We start from the raw sequence: 18747 nt of genomic DNA on the forward strand, positions 1-18747 counted from the left end.
ACGAACTACCCTCGGACCATGGCGATGCAGCCCGCACCCGGGTGGTATGACGACGGCACCGGCAAACAGCGCTGGTGGGACGGCACGAAGTGGACCGAGCAGTTCATCGATCTGCGCGAGGCCGACATCGAACTGCGGACGGATGCCGGTCCCGCAGGCAGCGGCCCGGCCAAGGCCGGCTGGTACGACGACGGCCGCGGCCGCACCCGCTGGTGGGACGGCCGGAAGTGGACGCGCGACGTGCGCTACAGCGGGCAGGAGCAGGAGTTCGCGGGCGTCGTCGTCGACGGGCGGTGGATCCACTTCGGAGACCTGAGCCAGCCCGTGAGCGAGGTCACGGCCCAGGTCGCGACGGGCGATGCGCTGCTGCGAGACCCGGCGTTCACCCGGACCGCGGCGGAGCGACGCCTCTACGGCCCCGCAGGCCCGATCACGCCGCGCACCCTCAACCGCGTGATCGACCGCGCGCTGCCGCACCTGGTGATCGCCGGGGCGACGCAGGTGTGGGCCGCGCCCTTCTCGCCCGGGTACGAGACGGCCGCGGAGCGCTTCGCGACGTGGGTGCGCTCCAGCGCCGACCACTACCGCTACCGCTGACCGCCGCTCATTCCCGGTAGCGCGGGGCGAGCGGCAGTTCCCGGCGCTCGTCCCACGGCTCGGTCCAGCCCAGGCGGTCGAACAGCCCGTCCAGCAGCACCGCGGTGAACCCCCACACGAGGTGATCGCCGGACATATGCCGCACGTGGAATCCCGGCCCCCGCCACTCCTGGCCGTCGCGCCGGATCACCGTGACCCCGCGGTTCGCGGGGTCGAGTAGATCGGCCACCGGAGCGCGGAACACATCGGCCGATTCGGCCTCGTCGACGACCCTGACGGGTGAAGGATGCCGCCACCACCCCAGCACCGGCGTCACGAGGTGCTGGGAGTACACGAGCGGGATGGCCGAGAGCGCGCCCAGCACGTCGACACCGGTGATGTCGAGGCCCGTCTCTTCCTGCGCCTCGCGCAGCGCCGCGGCCACGGGGCCGTCGTCACCGGGGTCGAGCCGGCCGCCCGGGAACGCCACCTCGCCCGCGTGCGCCCGCAGCGTGGGCGCCCGCGACAGCAGCAGCACGTCGAGGTCGCGCGAGACCGCGCGGGCCTGCGCATCGTGATCGCTCGGCAGACCGTCCAGCACCCCGAACAGCATCAGCACGGCAGCGGGGCGCGGCTCGGCCGGCGCCGGAAGCCGGACCAGCGGACCCGTCGAGGCCTCGGCGAACGCCGCGAGCTGGGCGCGGGCGCCGAGCGCCGTCTCGGGGGTCGTGTGCGGCATCCGTTCAGGCTACGCCCGCGCGCCGACACCGCGGGCGGGAACGGCGAGCTCAGCCGCGGAAGAACGTCTCCGCGACGCGGCTCAGGTCCCACAGGTCGCTGACCCCTGCGAGCTCGCGCGCCGAGTGCATCGACAGGATCGGGATACCGACGTCCACGGTCCGGATCCCCAGCCGCGTCGCCGTGATGGGACCGATCGTCGACCCGCACGGCACCGCGTTGTTCGACACGAACTCCTGGCTCGTGACGCCCGCGGCGGCGCACCAGGCGTTCCACGCGGCGGCGCCGGGCGCATCCGTGGCATACCGCTGGTTGGCGTTGATCTTGAGGATCGGCCCCGAGCCGAGCAGCGGCTGCACGACGGGGTCGTGCTTGTCGGCGTAATTCGGGTGCACCGAGTGGCCGACATCGCTCGACACGCACCACGAGGCCGCCAGCGAGCGCAGCTGCTGTTCGCGGTCGGCGCCGAGCGACAGCCAGAGCCGCTCGAGCACGTCCGAGAGGAACGGGCCGGCGGCGCCCGAGCGGGTGCCCGAGCCGACCTCTTCGTGGTCGAACACCGCGAGCATCGCGATGTGGGCGGCGCCATACCCCTCCGCCGCGCGCTCCAGCGCGACGACCCCGGCGTGCACCGAGGCGAGGTCGTCGAGCCGCCCCGAGGCGAAGAACACGTCGTCGAGCCCGAACCGCGCACCGGCCGCGGCGTCGGCGGTGACGATGTCGTAGCCCCGGATGCGCGCCGCGTCGACACCGGCCTCGCGCGCGAGTTCCGCCAGCAGGTCGGCCGAGTCCGCCTCGCCCAGACCCCACACCGGCTGCGTCTGCGACTGCTTGTGCAGGGCGAGGTGGTCGTTCGCCTCGCGGTCGAGGTGGATCGCCAGCTGCGGCAGCCGCAACAGCGGGCCGGTCGCCGCGAGCGCGGTCGTGCCGTCGTCGAGCACCAGCCGCCCCGCGAGGCGCAGCTCGCGGTCGAGCCACGAGTTCAGCAGCGGTCCGCCGTAGATCTCGACGCCCGCCTGCAGCCAGCCGAGGCGACCGGTCGTCGGCTTGGGCTTGAGCTTGAACCCCGGGGAGTCGCTGTGCGCGCCGAAGATCCGCACCGGGGTCGACGCCGTCGCGCCAGACGGCACGACCCACGCGATGACCGCGCCGTCGCGCACCACCACGTACTTCCCGCCCGCGGGAGCGGGCCACCCCTCCTCCTCGTCGAGCCGCGTGAACCCCGTCTCCTGCAGGCGGCGGGCGACCTCCGACGCGGCGTGGAAGCTCGACGGCGAGGCGGCGACGAACGCCGCGAGGTCATCGGCGTGGACGGCGGCGGATGCGGCAACGGCGGGGTCGGTCACAGGCACGGGTGAGCCTCCTCGATCGGGTGCGGACGGTCTTCCGATCGTAGTTCGGAGGGGGTTCCCAGGCTTCCCGCACGTCGACACAGCGGCTCCCGATCTGGCCTTTTCGACAGAGGGCCTCACATGTAACGTTCAGGTAACGCACCGGAACCGTCCAGAAAGCATGGCAAGACTCGGGGACTTGTGTCCGCCCGAACGGTCACGAAGCGCCTCCCGATGGCGCATCTCGCTGATACGGAACCCGGTTTTTCATGCGCACCCACACGACCTTCCTGCCCGCCCGTCGCACGCTCCGCCGTGCGGAACGCCGACTTCGACGCCGGCCCGTCCTGATCGTCGCGACCCTCGCTCTGGGCCTGGTTGCCACCGCCGGCTTCACCACCGCGGCCCCCGCCTCGCTGGCTTCGGCATCCGGTTCGCAGCCGGACTTCGCGCTCGCGTCGTACTCCACTCCGATCACCGCCGACATCGCGGGCGCCGACGCCCCGAACACCGCCGACGCCGCCGTCTCCGCTGCCACGGCCGCCATGACGACCGCCTCGACCGTAACCTCCGACATCGCCGCATCGGGCCTGGACGTCGGCACGCCCGACACCACGGTCGACACGACGGCGCTGCAGACCGCGGTCGAGCAGCTGCAGCGTGCGCAGGCGTTCCCGGCGATGTACGCCGAGGACTTCACCGCGAACGTGACGAGCCTCACCGCCTCGGTCAGCGAGCAGGCCGCGGGCCTCCGCGGCAAGCTCGACGCCGCGGTCGCCCTGAAGGCGCAGCAGGAGGCGGAGGCGAAGGCCCGCGCCGAGGCCGAGGCTGCCGCTGCGGCAGCCGCCGAGAAGGCCAAGGCGGCTCAGGCGGCGGCTCCGAAGAAGTCGTCGGGCGGCTCGACCGCCGCCCCGGCGCCGAAGTACGCCGCCAGCGGCACCAGCGCCGGCGAGGCCCAGGCCACCGCCCGCGGGATGATCGCCGGCTACGGCTGGGGCGACGACCAGTTCGCGTGCCTCGTGTCTCTGTGGAACAAGGAGTCGGGCTGGCGCTACAACGCGTCCAACCCGAGCGGCGCCTACGGCATCCCCCAGGCTCTGCCGGGCAGCAAGATGGGCGCGTACGGCGCCGACTGGCAGACCAACCCGGCGACGCAGATCGCGTGGGGCCTCGGCTACATCTCGGGCCGTTACGGCACGCCGTGCGGCGCGTGGAGTCACTCGCAGTCGACCGGCTGGTACTGACACACCAGTCTCAGAGACGCTCTACAGGAGCAACCCGTCTCACTCGGAGGGGGCACGTCCATACTGGGGACGTGCCCCCTTCGTCGTCCCCGCCCGCCGCTCCCCGGCTGCTGTACGTCGAGGACGAGACCGAGATCGCCGAGATCGTCGTCGAGCTGCTCGGCGACGAGTACCGCGTCGACCACGCGACGACCGGCGAAAAGGGACTGCGACTGGCGCTGGGGCGACGCTACGACGTCATGGTGGTCGACCGCCGGCTGCCGGGACTGTCGGGCGTGGAGCTCATCGCCGCCGTGCGCACCGCCCGCATCGCGACGCCTGCTCTCATGCTCACCGCGCTCGGCGCCGTCGAGGACCGCGTGAGCGGACTGGATGCGGGCGCCGACGACTACCTCGTGAAGCCGTTCGACGTGGACGAGCTGCGGGCGCGGCTGCGGGCGCTCCGGCGCGGGCGCGGCGCCGGAGACCGCCGCGAACTGGGCGACTGGCTGTTCACGCCCGCGTCGCAGGCGCTGTACTCCCCCGCGGACGGCCGCATCGCGCTCACGCAGGTCGAGACGGAGCTCCTCGAGCTGCTCACCTCGAGCCCCGAGCACGTGTTCACGCGCGACGAGATCCTCGACAGCGTCTTCCCGGGCGGCTCGGCCGCCACCGTCGACACCTACGTGCACTACATCCGCCGCAAGTCGACCCCCGAGATCATCGAGACCGTGCGCGCCCGCGGCTACCGCAGCGGTGAGCCCCGATGAGAAGAGTGGATGCCGCGACGGCCGCCGACCGCCGGCGCGTGCAGCAGGCGGCGGTGCGTACGGGCGTGTGGGTGGGTGCCGCCTCGGCCGCGGTCGTCGCGATCGTGACGAGCGTCATCGTGTCGGTGCTCCTCACGACGGCGCGGCCCGAGCATCGCCCGCCGCACGGGTTCGACGGGGACGGCGATGGCGGACCGGGCCCGCAGGTCGTCGACGTCGACGACGTCGTGCCGGTGGCGATCCTCGTCGGACTCCTCGGCGTCGTCGCGCTCGGCCTCGTCGCCTGGTACGTGTCGCGACGGGCGACGCGACCGCTCGCCGACGCGCTCGAGGTGCAGCGACGGTTCGTCGCCGACGCGAGCCACGAGCTTCGCACGCCGCTGACCACTCTGAGCGCCCGCATCCAGCTCGCCCAGCACCGCGCCGATCGCGGCGGAGACGTGGACACGGTGCTCGCACAGCTGCGGCATGATGCGGCGGTGATGGATGCCGTCCTCACCGACCTGCTCGTCAGCGCCGAGTCCGCGGGCGCCCGACCGGGCGACGCCACCGCCACGGCGACCGTCGCGGACGCCGCCCGCGACGCGATCGCAGTCATCGAGCCGCGTGCAGCCGAGCGCGGTGTGACACTCACTGCCGAGGCATCCCCCTCGCTCGAGGTGGGCGCGGACCAGACGTCGCTCACCCGCGCCCTCATCGCGCTGCTCGACAACGCGGTGCGGTACGCGCCGGCCGGCTCGACCGTCGCGGTGAGCGGGCGTGCGGCCGGGCGCCGCGTCGAGCTGCGCGTGTCAGACCAGGGCCCGGGCATCGTCGGGATCGACCCGGAGCGGCTGTTCGAGCGCTTCGCCCGCTCGGATGACGTCCCCGACCCCGACGGGCGCCGCGGATTCGGGCTGGGCCTCGCGCTCGTGAGCGACATCGCCACGCGGTTCGGCGGGTCGGTGCGGGTCGAGGCGACCTCGGCCGAGGGCACGACGTTCCTGCTGGACCTGCCCGGCGACCGGCACTCGAGCCCGCGCTGAGCCTGGGCGAATCCTCCCGCGAAGTTATGAGGATGCCCAGATCGGCCGACTCTTTGCTTCGTCTTGGAACCGCCACGGGACGGTGGTGCCATGTCCGACAGCACTCCTGACAGCACTCCGACCGACGCCCCGGCCGAGGCCGGCGCCGCCCTTCCCCCGCAGCCGCCCGCGCCCGGTCCGGCCACCCCCTCCGGTGCACCCGCGCCGGGCGCCCCGTCCACCGGCACGAAGCCGTTCCTGCGCCGCACGGGGGTCAAGGTCGCCGGTGCCGCGGTCGCCGTCGTCCTGCTCCTCGGCGGCGGCTTCGGCGCCGGCTGGGCGGCCGCGAGCACGCGGATGCCCGCGGTCCCGGCCGGCTGGGACCGACCGGGCGACCTGCCCGGCGCCCCCGGAGACGACTCGGGGCGTCAGGGAGGTCCTCGCGACGGATTCCGCCACGGCGGCCCCGGGAGCGACGGCGATCAGGACGGCGACTCCGACTCCGACTCCGACTCCGACTCGGGCATGGGCACCGACGGCTCCTGACGGCGCCGCCCCACGGAAGAAGCTGACATGACGTCGATCGCCCCCTCACCGGCCGCGGAGGCCGGCCCGTTCGTGCCGGCAGGCGGCCGGCGCGCGGCCGCCTGGAACGCGGGCGCCATCGTCGTCGTCTGGCTCACGAGCCTGTTCGTCGCCGCCCTGTGGGTGTCGGGCGGCGGAGTCGACGCGGTCCTCGCCGGCGGCGGCGAGGCGTTCTCCGCCGCCGGGCGCCTGTGCGGACTCGTCGCATCGAACCTCCTGCTGTATCAGGTGCTGCTCATGGCCCGCGTGCCGATCTTCGAGCGCGGCTTCGGGCGTGACGCCCTGACCCGCATGCACCGCCTGGTGGGGTTCTGGTCCTTCTGGCTGATGCTGGCGCACATCGCGCTGCTCGTGGCCGGCTACGCGCTGGTCGCCGGGGTCAACCCGTTCGCGCAGCTGTGGGAGTTCGTCTGGGACTATCCCGGCATGCTGCTCGCGACAGCCGGCACACTCCTGCTCATCGGCGTCACGGTGACCTCGATCCGCCGGGCCCGGCGCCGGCTGAGGTACGAGTCGTGGCACCTGCTGCACCTCTACGCGTACGTCGGCGTGGGCCTCGCGCTCCCGCACCAGCTGTGGGCGGGCGCCGACTTCACCGCGACGCCGTGGGCCGCCGTGTACTGGTGGACGCTCTGGGCGCTCGCGGCTGCGGCGGTCGTCGTCTACCGGGTCGCGCTGCCGCTGGCGCGGTCCTGGCGCCACGACCTGCGTGTCGTCGCCGTCGAGAACGACGGCTCGCACGGCGTCACGGTCCGCGTACGCGGCGGGCGGTCCACCCCTGCCGCACGCGGCGGCCAGTTCTTCGTCTGGCGCTTCCTCGACGGGCCGGGCTGGACCCGCGGGCACCCCTTCTCGCTGTCGGCACGACCGGGCGGCGAGCTGCAGCTCTCTGCCCGGGTCGTCGGCGACGGCAGCGCCAGGCTCGCCGGCCTCCGGCCGGGGACGCGGGTGCTGGTCGAGGGTCCCTACGGACGCATGACCGGTGCCGAGCGCCGAGGCCGCAAGCTGCTGCTGATCGGCGCCGGCGCCGGTGTGGCCCCGCTCGTGTCGCTGCTGGAGTCCGAGCCGTACGCGCCCGGCGACGCGACACTCGTCACCCGCGACTCGGCTCCCGAGGCCGCGCTGCGCCGTCCGGCGATCGACGCGCTGGTGCGCGCCCGCGGCGTACGCCACGCGCCGCTCGACGGGCCTCGCTCGGCCCTCAGCGGGCCGGCGAACGCGGGCGCGTCATGGCTGCCGGCCTCGCACGCCGCCTGGAGGGGACCCGACGTGATCCGGCACCTCGCGCCGGACATCGATGAGTACGACGTGTTCGTGTGCGGACCTCCGGCATGGATGGATGCCGTCGTCCGCGATCTCCGCGCCGCCGGGGTCACGCCCGCGCGCATCCACACCGAATCGTTCGCCGTCTGAGACCGATCAGGAGCCCCGCGATGAAGAAGATCCTGTACGCCGTCCTGGCCACTGTCAGCGGTCTCGTGCTGCTGTTCAGCTACCGAACGTCGCACGTCGATGCCATCGTGCCCGTCGCGGCCGGCGCCACCACGTCGGATTCGTCGACGTCGGGCACCTCGACGTCCGGGAACGGATCGACGTCGGGCACCGGCTCATCGTCCGGCACGGGCACGACCGGCACGGGGGCCGGTGCCGCCGACACCTCGGCAGGTGCGGCATCCACCTCGTCCTCGGGGCTGCGCGACGGCACCTACACCGGCAGCACGGCGGACACCCGCTTCGGCCCGGTGCAGGTGCAGATCACCGTGACTGGCGGCGCGATCACCGACGTGCAGGTGCCCGAGTACCCGTCGACGAATCCGCGCGACCGGCAGATCAACGCCCGAGCGCTCCCGACGCTGATCTCCGAGACGACCGACGCGCAGTCCGCCGACATCGACATGGTGTCGGGCGCGACGTACACGAGCCGGGGCTACCTGACCTCGCTGCAGAGCGCCATCGACCAGGCGAGCTCATGACCCGACCACGACGCCACGTCGAGGTGGCGCAGATCATGGGCACGGCGATCAGCGTGCACGTGGTGGGCGACGTCGAGCCTGCCGCGTTCGCGCGCGCGACAGCCGCGTGCTTCGACGAACTGCGCGAAGCCGACCACGTGTTCTCGCCATACCGGGACGACTCCGACATCCTGCGGATGGCCCGCGGCGAGCTGGCGATGAAGGATGCGTCGCCCTGGGTGGCCGAGGTCGCCGAGGCGTGCGCGCACGCCTCGGCCGACACCGGCGGGCTGTTCACGGCATGGTGGTCGGGAGTGTTCGACCCGACCGGATACGTGAAGGGCTGGGCGGTGGAGCGCGTCGCACGCCGGCACCTCGCGCCGCTCACCGCCGAACGAGGCGTCGTCGCCGCGGGCATCAACGCCGGCGGCGACCTGCAGCTGTTCACGACACCCGGCGCCGACTGGACGTGGAATGTGGCGGTCGTGGACCCTGCCGATCGCTCGCGGGTCATCGCGACCATCCCGGTCCGCGACGGTGCCGTCGCGACATCGGGCACGGCAGAACGCGGCGCCCACATCGTCGATCCCCGCTGCGGCCTGCCCGCCACCGGCGTCGCGTCGGCGACGGTCACCTCCGCGAGCCTCGCTCACGCCGACGTCTGGGCGACCGCCGCCGTCGTCGCGGGGCCCGACGATCTCGGCTGGATCTCGCGGGCGGGGCTCACCGCCGGCATCCTCGTCGCCGACGACGGACGGGTGCGACGCTGGCTGGACGGCGTCGAGGTCGAGATCGTCGCCGCCGCCGAGTGAGTCAGGCGCCGCGGAGGATCTTCGACATCGCCTTGCCGCGCGCCAGCTCGTCGACCAGCTTGTCCATGTAGCGGATCTTCTGCATGAGCGGATCCTCGATCTCTTCCACCCGCATGCCGCAGATCACGCCGGTGATGAGCGAGGCGTTCGGGTTGACGTCGGCATCGGCGAAGAAGTCCTCCAGCGTGGTCTGCTCGTCGAGGTGCTGCGCGAGGGCCGCGTCGTCGAAGCCCGTCAGCCACTCGATCACCTCGTCGAGCTCCTCCGTCGTCCGGCCCTTCTTCTCCACCTTCGTCACGTAGAGCGGGTACACCGACGCGAACGGCAGCGAGTAGATCCGGTGCATGCCCTCAGGCTAACCCCGGACCCGGCGGCAGGCACCCTGCCGCCGGGCTGCGCCTCCGCTAGCGTGTGAGGGGTGCTGGCGACCTCCCTCGACACATCCGCGTTGTCGGGGCCGCTCGATGACGTCGGGCTCACCGCTTATCGTGAAACACTTCCGACGAGGATCCGCGGGCCTCTGCACGCGATCTGGTGGCCGAACGCCGCCCTCGCGGTGTCGTCGGCCCTCCTCGCCGGGTTCTTCGCCTGGCTGCTGCTCGGCACGGGCCAGGTGACTCCCGACGACGTCGTGGTCGCCGTGGGTGCGATCGGCCTGGCGGTCGGGGTGATGGCCCTGACTGCGGTGACGGTCGCGAAGGATCTGGAGCGGCGCAGTGGGCGCCGGCAATGGCGGCTGTCTCGCTTCGCGGCCGACAACGGGCTGACCTACACGCCCGTCGCCGGCCGCCTGGATCTGCCCGGCATGATCTTCGGCGCGCGCGAGGGTCAAGTCGCGTGGGATGTGGTGACGGATGCCGGCGCCCTCACGGTCGGCAACCAGACGTTCACCACCGGGAGCGGCCGCAACCGCCGCTCCCACCGCTGGGGCTTCGCCGCCGTCCGCCTCGGCACGACGCTGCCGCATCTCGTGCTGGACGCGACCTCGAACGACTCGCTGCGGGTCTCGAGCCTCCCGCTGTCGCTCGACCCGGCCCAGCGCCTGCGGCTCGAGGGCGACTTCGACCGTCATTTCGCGCTCTATGCGCCGGCCGGATACGAGCGCGATGCCCTGTACCTGTTCACGCCCGACGTGATGGCGCGCTTCGTCGATGAGGCGGCCGCGCTGGATGTCGAAATCGTCGAGGACCGGCTGATCCTGTTCGCGCGCAGCGACTTGTCGACGCTCGACCCCGACACGTGGGAGTGGGTGTTCGAGACGGTCGCGGCAGTCACCGCCAAGATCGAGCAGTGGCAGCGGTGGCGCGATGACCGCCTGGGCGAGACCCGGGTGGTCGCGGAGGCCCATGACGTGCGGATCGTGCGTCCGCCGCGCGGTGTCGCCGCGCCCGGTCGCCGCCTGACCGAACGCGTGCACTGGGGCTGGATCGCGCTGGGGCTGGTGTTCGCGGGGATCGGGCTGTTCTCGCTGCTCGATGACGCGTTCGGGCTTCTGCCCTGACGCCTCAGCCCGACGACGGAGGCCTCGCGAGCACGGGCCGCAGCGCGTCGCCCAGCACGCCGGCCATGTCGGCGCTGATCGCCGCAGTCAGGTGGTGCGAGTCGCGGTAGACGAGCGTGTTGCCGATGATCGGCGGGCACTGCTCGGCGTCGCAGAGGTAGCCGTTGAGATCGAGGAGCGGGATGCCGCGCTCCGCCGTCGCCGTCACTTCGGCCTCGCGCCCCGGTCCGTCGAGGGCGACGGTGCGCGGCCGTCCGCACGCCGCAGCGTCCGACAGATGCGCAGACAGGCACGGCGCGGGATCCTCACGGATGTCCGGGGTGTCTGCGATCACCGCGATCGGCGCGTGCAGGGCGTCCAGGGTGCGGCCGAGTGCGGCATCCCACGCCTTCGCGTCGTCGGGGACGCCCGGGGCGACCTGCGCACCGGTGTACGTGGCCACGAGCACGAGTGCCGGGGGGTCGGCGTTGATGCGCTCGATGACCGCATCGCGCCAGAGAGGGCACTGCGGGTAGGGGATGGTGCCGCGGCGCAGGGTCTCGATGTCGGCGGCCGGACAGGAGCTCTTCGTCTGCACCTCGATCGCGTACCCCGCGGCGGCCGCGAACTTCTGCAGCGCTGGGAACCACTGGGCGGCGTGGGAGTCGCCGAACAGCAGGATGACCGGTGCGGAGGCGTCGCCGTAGCGGCAGCCGCGAGCGTCGGTCGCCGCGATTCCGCGCATGCAGCCGTCGTCGTAGACGGCCGGGAGGCTCTCGCGCGCGTCGCGCAGATCGGGGGCCAGGTTGTCGGGGACGAAGTCGGTGCCGCTGGGGAGCTCGGTGATGACGGTGCCCGCAGCGGCCCGCTCGACATGGAGCGAGCGCGTGTCGACCACCGCGTACGCCCCGCTGGCGATGCCGAGGCACGCCAGCGAGCCGGCCACCGCGCCGACGAGCGTCACGCCCGCCTGTCGCCGCGTGAGGACGGGTGCGCGGCGCACCGGATCCTCGACGAACCGGTAGAGCAACCACGCGGCCGGCACGCAGGCCGCCGCGATCAGCAGCGTCGCCCACAGCGGGAGCGATCCCGGCACGAGGGCGTCCGGCAGCACGAGGGCGGGCCAGTGCACGAGGTACAGCGAGTACGAGATCGTGCCGACGAACACCATGCCGCGGGCCGACAGCATCCACGTGGGGCCTCCGCGCGTCTCGCCCGCCGCGATGACCGCTGCCGTGGCGAGCACGGGCAGAGCCGCGGCGGCGCCCGGGAACACCGTCTCGGACGAGAAGAGCAGAAGGGATGCCGCCACCCCCGCGATCCCCGCCCATCCGACGAGAGGCGCCCACCGCTCGCCGAACAGTCGCCGGCGGTGCTGCAGCAGCACCGCCGCGAGCCCGCCGATGCCGAGCTCCCACGCGCGCGTCGGGAGCGAGAAGAACGCCCACGGCTGGTCGGTCGCGGTCAGCCAGACGCACAGGGCGAAGGAGCCGGCGACGACGACGGCGAGCACGATGCCGAGTGCCCGCCGCGAACGCACCACCGCCCAGGCCACGGCGAGCAGCGCCGGCCACAGCAGGTAGAACTGCTCCTCGACGCCCAGCGACCAGTAGTGCTGGAACAGCGACGGGTTGGACGAGCCCGCCAGATAGTCCGAGTCGGCGCGCGCGAAGAAGTAGTTCGGCACGTACAGGGCCGTCGCGACCGCCGCGGCCCACACGTCCTTCATCAGCAGCGGCGGGTACCAGACCAGCGCCGCCGTCACCGTCAGCACCAGCACGACGAAGGCCGCGGGAAGGATGCGCCGGGCCCGACGCGCGTAGAACGTCCCGAACCGCAGGCGGCCGTGCTGCTGCAGCTGCTGCAGCAGATGCGTCGTGATGAGGAATCCCGAGATCACGAAGAAGATGTCGACGCCGACATACCCGCCGGGGAGGAACGGCACGCCCGCGTGGTAGAGCAGGACCGACCCGACCGCGATCGCTCGCAGTCCCTGGATGTCGGCGCGGAAACCCGAGTGGTCGGGCTGGGCGCGGGCTCGGTCCACCACGTGTGCGACTCTAGGTGGGCCGGGCCTCGCCCGAGCACCCCCTTGACGACGAGCCCTGCCGTCACGTATCCGGGGTGACCGCGGCTGCCGGGCGCAGCCACAGCACGGCGAGCAGCGCGGCGCCGGCGATGAGCGCCAGCACCGCGACGGCGACCCCCGGCCACCCCATCGCGGCGAACACGAAGCCCAGCGCCCACCCGAACAGGCTCGACCCGGCGTAGTACCCGAGGTAGTACAGCGACGACGCCTGCGCCCGCGCTTCGGGAGCCGCGGCCACCGGCGCCCAGCCCGACGCCACGGCGTGGGCGGCGAAGAAGCCCGCCGTGAACACCAGCAGCCCGGCAAGGATCGCGGCGACGGGCGGCAGGAGCGTCAGCGCAGCACCGGCCGCCATCACCGCCGTCGACGCCGTGAGCACCGGGAAGCGACCGAAACGGCTCGCGAGGCCGCCCGCGACCGGCGAGGCCACCGTGCCCGCGAGGTAGGCGAGGAACAGCAGGCTCACCGCCCAGTGCGGCATCGAGTACGGCGGCTCGGTGAGGGCGAACCCCAGGTAGTTGTACAGCGCGACGAACCCGCCCATGAGCAGGAACCCCTGCGCGTACAGCGCCAGCTGCCGGCGCGATCGCAGGTTCTCTGCGAGGCGGTGCCCGAGCGACGGTCCCGCATCCGGACGGTGGCGCAGCGCGACGAAACCGCGGGCGCGGGGCACGAGCACCAGGAACGCGACGGCCGACAGCGCGCAGACCACCGCGACCGCCAGCACGCCCGCCTCCCAGCCCGCGAGGTCGCCGACCGGACCGGCGACGAGCCGCCCGGTGAGCCCGCCGATCGTGGTGCCCGCGATGTAGCTGCCGGCCGCGGCGGCCGTGTGGGCGGCATCCACTTCTTCGCTCAGGTAGGCCAGCGCGATCGCGGGCACCGCGCCGAGGCCGACGCCCTCCAGCAGCCGCAGCACCAGCAGCGTCCCGATGTCGGCGCTGAAGGGTGCGAGCAGTCCGAAGACGGTGGCGATGAGGATGCCGGCGGCCATCGCCGGCACGCGCCCCCTCCGGTCGGCGACGGCCGACCACGGGATCACGGTCGCCGCGAGCCCCAGCGTCGTCATCGAGACGGCGAGCGCCGCGGTCGCCGGCGTCACCGCGAACTCGGCGGCGATGAGGGGCAGCACCGCCTGTGGCGAGTACAGCTGCGCGAACGTCGCGATGCCGGCGAAGAACAGGCCCGCGATGAGCCGGCGGTACGCGCGATCGCCGGGCAGATGCCCTGTGAACGTGACGGCCGACATCGCCTCGAGCGTACGCCCGGTCCGTGTCCGGACGTGTCGCGGCTAGAGTCGTGGAGGCCGCGCGGGTCGCGGCATCCCCTCCCCGATCCCGTTGCGGCGCAGCGGGGAGACCCGACAGGAGTGCCGTGTCCGCCGCCACCGCCGACCACACCGACCGCTACCGCGCCACCCCGTCTGTGCTGCAGGCCCTCCGCAGCCCCCGGCTGCTGACGCGGGAGGTGCTCGCCGGACTCGTCACCGCGCTCGCGCTGATCCCCGAGGCGATCGCGTTCTCGGTCGTGGCAGGCGTGGACCCCCGCGTCGGCCTCTTCTCATCGTTCGTGCTGGCCGTCGTGATCGCCTTCACCGGCGGGCGCCCCGCGATGATCACGGCCGCCGCGGGCGCGGTCGCGCTGGTCATCGCGCCCGTCGCGCGCGAGTACGGGCCGGACTACCTCATCGTGACGATCGCCCTCGCCGGCCTGATCCAGGTGCTGTTCGCGGTGCTGGGCGTCGCCCGCCTGCTGCGCTTCATCCCGCGCAGCGTCATGGTCGGGTTCGTCAACGCGCTCGCGATCCTCATCTTCCTGTCGCAGGTGCCGCAGCTCATCGGTGTGCCGTGGGCCGTGTACGTCCTGGTCGCAGCGGGTCTCGGCATCCTGCTGCTGTGGCCGCGCATCACGCGCGCCATCCCGGCGCCCCTGATCGCGATCGTCCTGCTGACGACCGCCGTCGTCGTCTTCGGGATCTCGGTGCCCGACGTCGCCGACCAGGGCGAGCTGCCGCGCAGCCTCCCCGAGCTGCTCATCCCCCACGTGCCCCTCACCTGGGAGACCCTGCAGATCGTCGCCCCGTTCGCGCTGGCCGCCGCACTCGTGGGACTGCTGGAGTCCCTCATGACCGCGAAGCTCGTCGACGACCTCACCGACACGCACTCGCGCAAGACGCGCGAGGCGTGGGGGCTCGGGGTCGCCAACGTCCTGTCGGCCTTCTTCGGCGGCACCGGCGGCTGCGCGATGATCGGCCAGACGATGATCAACGTCAGGACCGCGGGCGGCCGCACGCGCATCTCGACGCTGCTGGCGGGCGTGTGGGTGCTCGTGCTGGTCGTCGCGCTCGGCGACATCGTCGGCCTGATCCCGATGGCCGCGCTCGTCGCGGTCATGATCGCGGTGTCGGCGATGACGTTCGACTGGCACAGCATCCGCCCCTCGACCCTGCGCCGGCTGCCGCTCAGCGAGACGGCCGTCATGCTCGTCACCGTCATCGCGACCGTGTGGACCCACAACCTCGCGGTCGGCGTCATCCTGGGCGTGCTCGCGGCGATGGTGCTGTTCGCCCGACGCGTCGCCCACTTCACGACGGTGACGCGCACCGTCGACGGCGACATCGCGCGCTACCGGGTCGACGGCGAGCTGTTCTTCGCGTCGAGCAACGACCTCACCACGCAGTTCGAGTACTCGTCCGATCCGGCGCACGTGGTGATCGACCTCTCCCGCACCCACGTGTGGGACGCGTCGACCGTCGCCGCGCTCGACGCGATCACGACGAAGTACGCGCAGCGCGGCATCACCGTCGAGCTGGAGGGGATGACGGATGCCGCCGCCGCCTTCCACCGCCGGCTCAGCGGGGAGCTCGGCGCGGGCTGACGCCCCGCGAGCGGCCGCGGCACCAGGGCCGCGGCGTCAGCGCCGTGGCGTCACGGCACCCGGCCGTCGCCCGGACGGGACACCCGCAGCCAGCGGTAGCCGTACCCGGGCATCTCCAGCTCCACGCGCCCGCGCTCGTCGAGCGGCATACGCACCGCGTCCAGCAGGTCGACGAGGCAGGTGCCCTCGGGCTCGTCCGTCAGTGCGAAGCGGACCGTCGCCGGCACCTCGTCGAAGTTGTGGATCGCCACCGTGCGCCCGACGTCCGCGCGCAGCGAGTGGACGAGCACCGCGGCCTCCGGCTGCTCGATCACCTCGAACCGCCCCCACCCGAGCTCGGGCGAGATGCGGTACCGCGAGGTGAGATCGCGGAAGAAGTGGAGCAGCGACTCGCGATCGGCGAGCTGCGCGGCGACGTTGACGTGCTCCGGCGCGTAGCCGTCGGTCGGCGGGTGGGCGACCAGTCGTGAGGCCGGCGCCACCGAGAAGCCGCCGTTCTTGTCGCTCGTCCACTGCATCGGCGTGCGCACGGCGCTGCGACCGGGGGCCTCGATGTTCTCGCCCATCCCGATCTCCTCGCCGTAGAACAGCACGGGCGTCCCGGGCAGCGAGAACAGCAGGCTGTACGCCATGCGGATGCGGCGCGGATCGCCGAGCATCGGCGGCAGGCGCCGGGTGATGCCGCGGCCGTACACGCGCTGCCGCTCGTCGGGCGCGAAGGCCTCGAACACCTCTTGCCGCTCGGCGTCGGTCAGCTTGTCGAGCGTCAGCTCGTCGTGGTTGCGCAGGAAGTTCGCCCACTGGACGTCCGGGGGCAGCGTCGGGCGCGACGAGAGGGCCGTCACGAGCGGCGCGGGATCATGCCGCGCGAGCGAGAGATACAGCGCCTGCATCGCCACGAAGTCGAACTGCATCGTCAGCTCGTTCACCTCGTCGCCGCCGAAGAACTGCACCTGCTGCTCGTAGGGCAGGTTCACCTCGCCGAGCAGGACGGCCTCGCTCGAACGACGCTGCAGGAAGCGTCGGAAATCGCGCAGCAGCTCGTGCGGGTCGGGGATGTGCGCACCCGGCGGCAGCTCCAGCAGGAACGGGACCGCGTCCACGCGGAAACCCGACACCCCCAGCTGCAGCCAGAATCCGATCACACGGGCGAGCTCGTCTCGCACCGCCGGGTTCGCGATGTTCAGATCCGGCTGGTACTCGTAGAAGCTGTGCTGGTACCACTGACCTGACGCCTCGTCCTTGGACCAGACCCCATCCGCCTCCCCCGGGAAGACGGGGTTCTTCTGCCCCTTGGGCGGCGGATCGTCCCGCCAGATGTAGAAGTCCCGGTAGGGCGAGTTCCTGCTTCGCCGCGCCTTGCGGAACCACGGGTGCCGATCCGAGGTGTGGTTGACCACGAGGTCCACGATGACGCGCATGCCGCGGTCGCGAGCCGTGCGGATCAGCTCGACGAGATCGCCGTGCGTGCCGAGCCGCGGATCGACGCCGTAGTAGTCGGTGATGTCGTACCCGTCGTCGCGGTCCGGCGTCGGCGAGAAGGGCATCAGCCACAGGCACGTCACGCCGAGCTGGGCGAGGTAGTCGATCCGCTGCGCCAGTCCCTGCAGGTCACCGGCGCCGTCGCCGTCCGAGTCGAAGTACGTCTCGACGTCGAGGCAGTAGATGATCGCACCCTTGAACCACAGGTCGCTCGTGTCGGTGATCTTCATCGGGCCTCCTTGAGCCGGGGAAGGATGCCGCGCGCCGCGGCGTCGAGGAATCCGTCCTGCTCCCGTCCGACGTGGTGGAGGTACACCCGGTCGAATCCGAGGCCGGCGAGCGCCGTGATGCGCTCGGCGAGTGCGACGGGGTCGGACTCGACGAGGACCGCGTCACGCAGCTTCGCCTCGTCGACCTCGCCCACGGCGGCGTCGAAGTCCTCGGGCTGCTCGAGATCCCACGCGAGCGGGGGCGGCACCAGGCCGTTGCGCCACTGATCCTTCGCGATCGCGTAGGCGGCGGCATCCGTGTCGGCGAGGCTGACGTGGACCTGAAGGACGCAGGGTCCGCGCCCGCCCTCGGAGCGGTACGCGTCGACCACGCGCCGCAGGGCCTCGGGCGCCTGCGCGACGGTGGCCAGCCCCTCGGCCCACCCGGCGGCCCAGCCCGCGGTCTCGGCGCTGACGGCGGTCGCCAGCAGCGGCGGCGGCGTCGCCGGCCTGGTCCACAGCCGTGCACGATGCACGGTCACCAGGCCGTCGTGCGAGACCTCCTCGCCGGCGAACAGGCGCCGGATCACGCCGACGCTCTCGGCCAGCCGCGTGTTGCGGTCGTGCTTGGGCGGCCACGGGTCGCCGGTGACGTGCTCGTTCATGGCCTCGCCACTGCCGAGCGCCGCCCAGAAGCGGCCGGGGAACATCTCCTCCAGGGTCGCCAGCGCCTGCGCGACGATGACCGGGTGATACCGCTGGCCCGGCGCGTTGACCATGCCGATCGAGAACGCCGTGCGGGCGAGGGCTGCACCGAGCCAGCTGAACGCGAAGCCGGACTCGCCCTGCCGAGGGTTCCACGGCGCGAGGTGGTCCGAGCACATCGCACCGTCGAACCCCGCTTCCTCGGCGCGCTGCACGATGGCCAGAAGCGCACTCGGCGGGATCTGCTCATGAGAGGCGTGGAAGCCGACGAACACCATGCCGCGAGTCTCGGCCCGCGGCGGCACGAAGGCGAGGCACTTGAGAACAGGTCCCGCTTCGACTAGCACGCACGAGAACTCACAGCCCGCTCCCAGTCTCACGGGACCAAAACCGCCGAGGCATCCGTTCTTCTTCATGACGCCGGAGCCAGCCGCGTCGATCCAGGAGGAATCGTGAGCAACGACTACCGCAAGACCCCCGAGGCGCTCAGCCGCCTCACTCCCGCCCAGTACCGGGTGACGCAGGACGACGGCACCGAGCCCGCGTTCCGCAACGAGTACTGGAACAACCACGACGCCGGCATCTACGTCGACGTGGTCTCGGGCCAGCCCCTGTTCGCGTCGACCGACAAGTACGACAGCGGAACGGGCTGGCCGAGCTTCACCCGCCCCATCGAGCCCGACGCGGTGACCACCAAGAAGGACCGTTCGCTGTTCATGCCGCGCACCGAGGTGCGCTCGTCGGGCGCCGACAGTCACCTGGGTCACGTCTTCCCCGACGGCCCACGGGATGCCGGCGGCCTGAGATACTGCATGAACTCGGCCGCACTGCGCTTCGTGCCCGTCGCGTCGCTCGACGACGAGGGCTACGGCGCCTACCGTCACCTCTTCACCACCGAGAACCAGGAGAACGCA

At 72.4% G+C, this 18747-nt stretch carries 18 protein-coding genes; 11 read left to right on the plus strand and 7 right to left on the minus strand.

The features are described 5' to 3' along the window. Positions 1-18: 18 nt before the first annotated feature. A complete protein-coding gene (locus ACTHNQ_RS18920; RefSeq protein ID WP_440335486.1) occupies positions 19-597 on the plus strand; it encodes a DUF2510 domain-containing protein in 579 nt (192 codons plus the stop codon). Positions 598-604: 7 nt separating this feature from the next. On the opposite strand, the gene ACTHNQ_RS18925 is transcribed toward ACTHNQ_RS18920, so the two are convergent. Next, complete coding sequence (locus ACTHNQ_RS18925; RefSeq protein WP_440335487.1) at positions 605-1315, minus strand: NUDIX hydrolase; 711 nt, start codon at positions 1313-1315, stop codon at positions 605-607. Positions 1316-1364: 49 nt separating this feature from the next. After that, positions 1365-2666, minus strand: coding sequence for a M18 family aminopeptidase (locus ACTHNQ_RS18930; RefSeq protein ID WP_440335488.1), 1302 nt, complete (start codon positions 2664-2666; stop codon positions 1365-1367). 248 nt (positions 2667-2914) lie between these two features. On the opposite strand from ACTHNQ_RS18930, the gene ACTHNQ_RS18935 reads away from it, so the two are divergent. From ACTHNQ_RS18935 to ACTHNQ_RS18965, 7 genes are all read left to right on the plus strand, one after another. Continuing rightward, positions 2915-3889: a lytic transglycosylase domain-containing protein gene (locus ACTHNQ_RS18935; protein ID WP_440335489.1), complete on the plus strand. Its 975-nt coding sequence runs from the start codon at positions 2915-2917 to the stop codon at positions 3887-3889. A gap of 71 nt (positions 3890-3960) precedes the next feature. Beyond that, entirely contained in the window at positions 3961-4638 is a 678-nt protein-coding gene (locus ACTHNQ_RS18940) for a response regulator transcription factor (protein WP_440335490.1), read from the plus strand. Positions 4639-4643: 5 nt separating this feature from the next. Then, positions 4644-5663: a sensor histidine kinase gene (locus ACTHNQ_RS18945; protein ID WP_440335491.1), complete on the plus strand. Its 1020-nt coding sequence runs from the start codon at positions 4644-4646 to the stop codon at positions 5661-5663. A gap of 90 nt (positions 5664-5753) precedes the next feature. Further along, complete coding sequence (locus ACTHNQ_RS18950; protein WP_440335492.1) at positions 5754-6188, plus strand: hypothetical protein; 435 nt, start codon at positions 5754-5756, stop codon at positions 6186-6188. Positions 6189-6215: 27 nt separating this feature from the next. Next, on the plus strand, positions 6216-7640 hold the full coding sequence (locus ACTHNQ_RS18955; RefSeq protein ID WP_440335493.1) for a ferredoxin reductase family protein: 1425 nt from the start codon (positions 6216-6218) through the stop codon (positions 7638-7640). Between the two features lie 20 nt (positions 7641-7660). Next, complete coding sequence (locus tag ACTHNQ_RS18960; protein ID WP_440335494.1) at positions 7661-8200, plus strand: FMN-binding protein; 540 nt, start codon at positions 7661-7663, stop codon at positions 8198-8200. Further along, positions 8197-8991: an FAD:protein FMN transferase gene (locus ACTHNQ_RS18965; RefSeq protein ID WP_440335495.1), complete on the plus strand. Its 795-nt coding sequence runs from the start codon at positions 8197-8199 to the stop codon at positions 8989-8991. The genes ACTHNQ_RS18960 and ACTHNQ_RS18965 overlap by 4 nt, the downstream gene beginning before the upstream one ends. Position 8992: 1 nt before the next feature. Here ACTHNQ_RS18965 and ACTHNQ_RS18970 read toward each other — a convergent pair whose 3' ends face one another. Further along, positions 8993-9337 carry a DUF2200 domain-containing protein gene (locus ACTHNQ_RS18970; RefSeq protein ID WP_440335496.1) on the minus strand — a complete coding sequence of 115 codons (345 nt, stop codon included), beginning with the start codon at positions 9335-9337 and terminating at the stop codon, positions 8993-8995. 72 nt (positions 9338-9409) lie between these two features. Here ACTHNQ_RS18970 and ACTHNQ_RS18975 point away from each other — a divergent pair, with 72 nt between their 5' ends. After that, the gene (locus ACTHNQ_RS18975; protein WP_440335497.1) at positions 9410-10492 is read left to right on the plus strand and encodes a hypothetical protein; all 1083 of its coding nucleotides are present in this window, start codon (positions 9410-9412) and stop codon (positions 10490-10492) included. A 4-nt stretch (positions 10493-10496) separates the two neighbouring features. Here the strand turns inward: ACTHNQ_RS18975 and ACTHNQ_RS18980 are convergent, their stop codons facing one another. Together ACTHNQ_RS18980 and ACTHNQ_RS18985 are read right to left on the minus strand one after the other, a co-directional pair. After that, positions 10497-12521, minus strand: coding sequence for an acyltransferase family protein (locus tag ACTHNQ_RS18980; RefSeq protein WP_440335498.1), 2025 nt, complete (start codon positions 12519-12521; stop codon positions 10497-10499). Positions 12522-12582: 61 nt separating this feature from the next. Continuing rightward, a complete protein-coding gene (locus tag ACTHNQ_RS18985; RefSeq protein WP_440335499.1) occupies positions 12583-13809 on the minus strand; it encodes an MFS transporter in 1227 nt (408 codons plus the stop codon). A gap of 125 nt (positions 13810-13934) precedes the next feature. On the opposite strand from ACTHNQ_RS18985, the gene ACTHNQ_RS18990 reads away from it, so the two are divergent. Next, positions 13935-15437, plus strand: coding sequence for a SulP family inorganic anion transporter (locus ACTHNQ_RS18990; RefSeq protein WP_440335500.1), 1503 nt, complete (start codon positions 13935-13937; stop codon positions 15435-15437). Positions 15438-15487: 50 nt separating this feature from the next. Here the strand turns inward: ACTHNQ_RS18990 and ACTHNQ_RS18995 are convergent, their stop codons facing one another. Together ACTHNQ_RS18995 and ACTHNQ_RS19000 are read right to left on the minus strand one after the other, a co-directional pair. Beyond that, positions 15488-17149, minus strand: coding sequence for an alpha-amylase family protein (locus ACTHNQ_RS18995; RefSeq protein WP_440335501.1), 1662 nt, complete (start codon positions 17147-17149; stop codon positions 15488-15490). Continuing rightward, positions 17146-18111 (minus strand): TIGR03885 family FMN-dependent LLM class oxidoreductase, encoded by a 966-nt coding sequence (locus tag ACTHNQ_RS19000; protein ID WP_440335502.1) that lies wholly within the window; start codon positions 18109-18111, stop codon positions 17146-17148. The genes ACTHNQ_RS18995 and ACTHNQ_RS19000 overlap by 4 nt, the downstream gene beginning before the upstream one ends. Positions 18112-18285: 174 nt before the next feature. On the opposite strand from ACTHNQ_RS19000, the gene msrB reads away from it, so the two are divergent. Next, positions 18286-18747 (plus strand): peptide-methionine (R)-S-oxide reductase MsrB (msrB, locus tag ACTHNQ_RS19005; protein ID WP_440335503.1); only part of this gene is annotated, 462 nt, incomplete at its 3' end.

The organism is Microbacterium sp. (assembly GCF_051953575.1).
Taxonomy (GTDB): domain Bacteria; phylum Actinomycetota; class Actinomycetes; order Actinomycetales; family Microbacteriaceae; genus Microbacterium.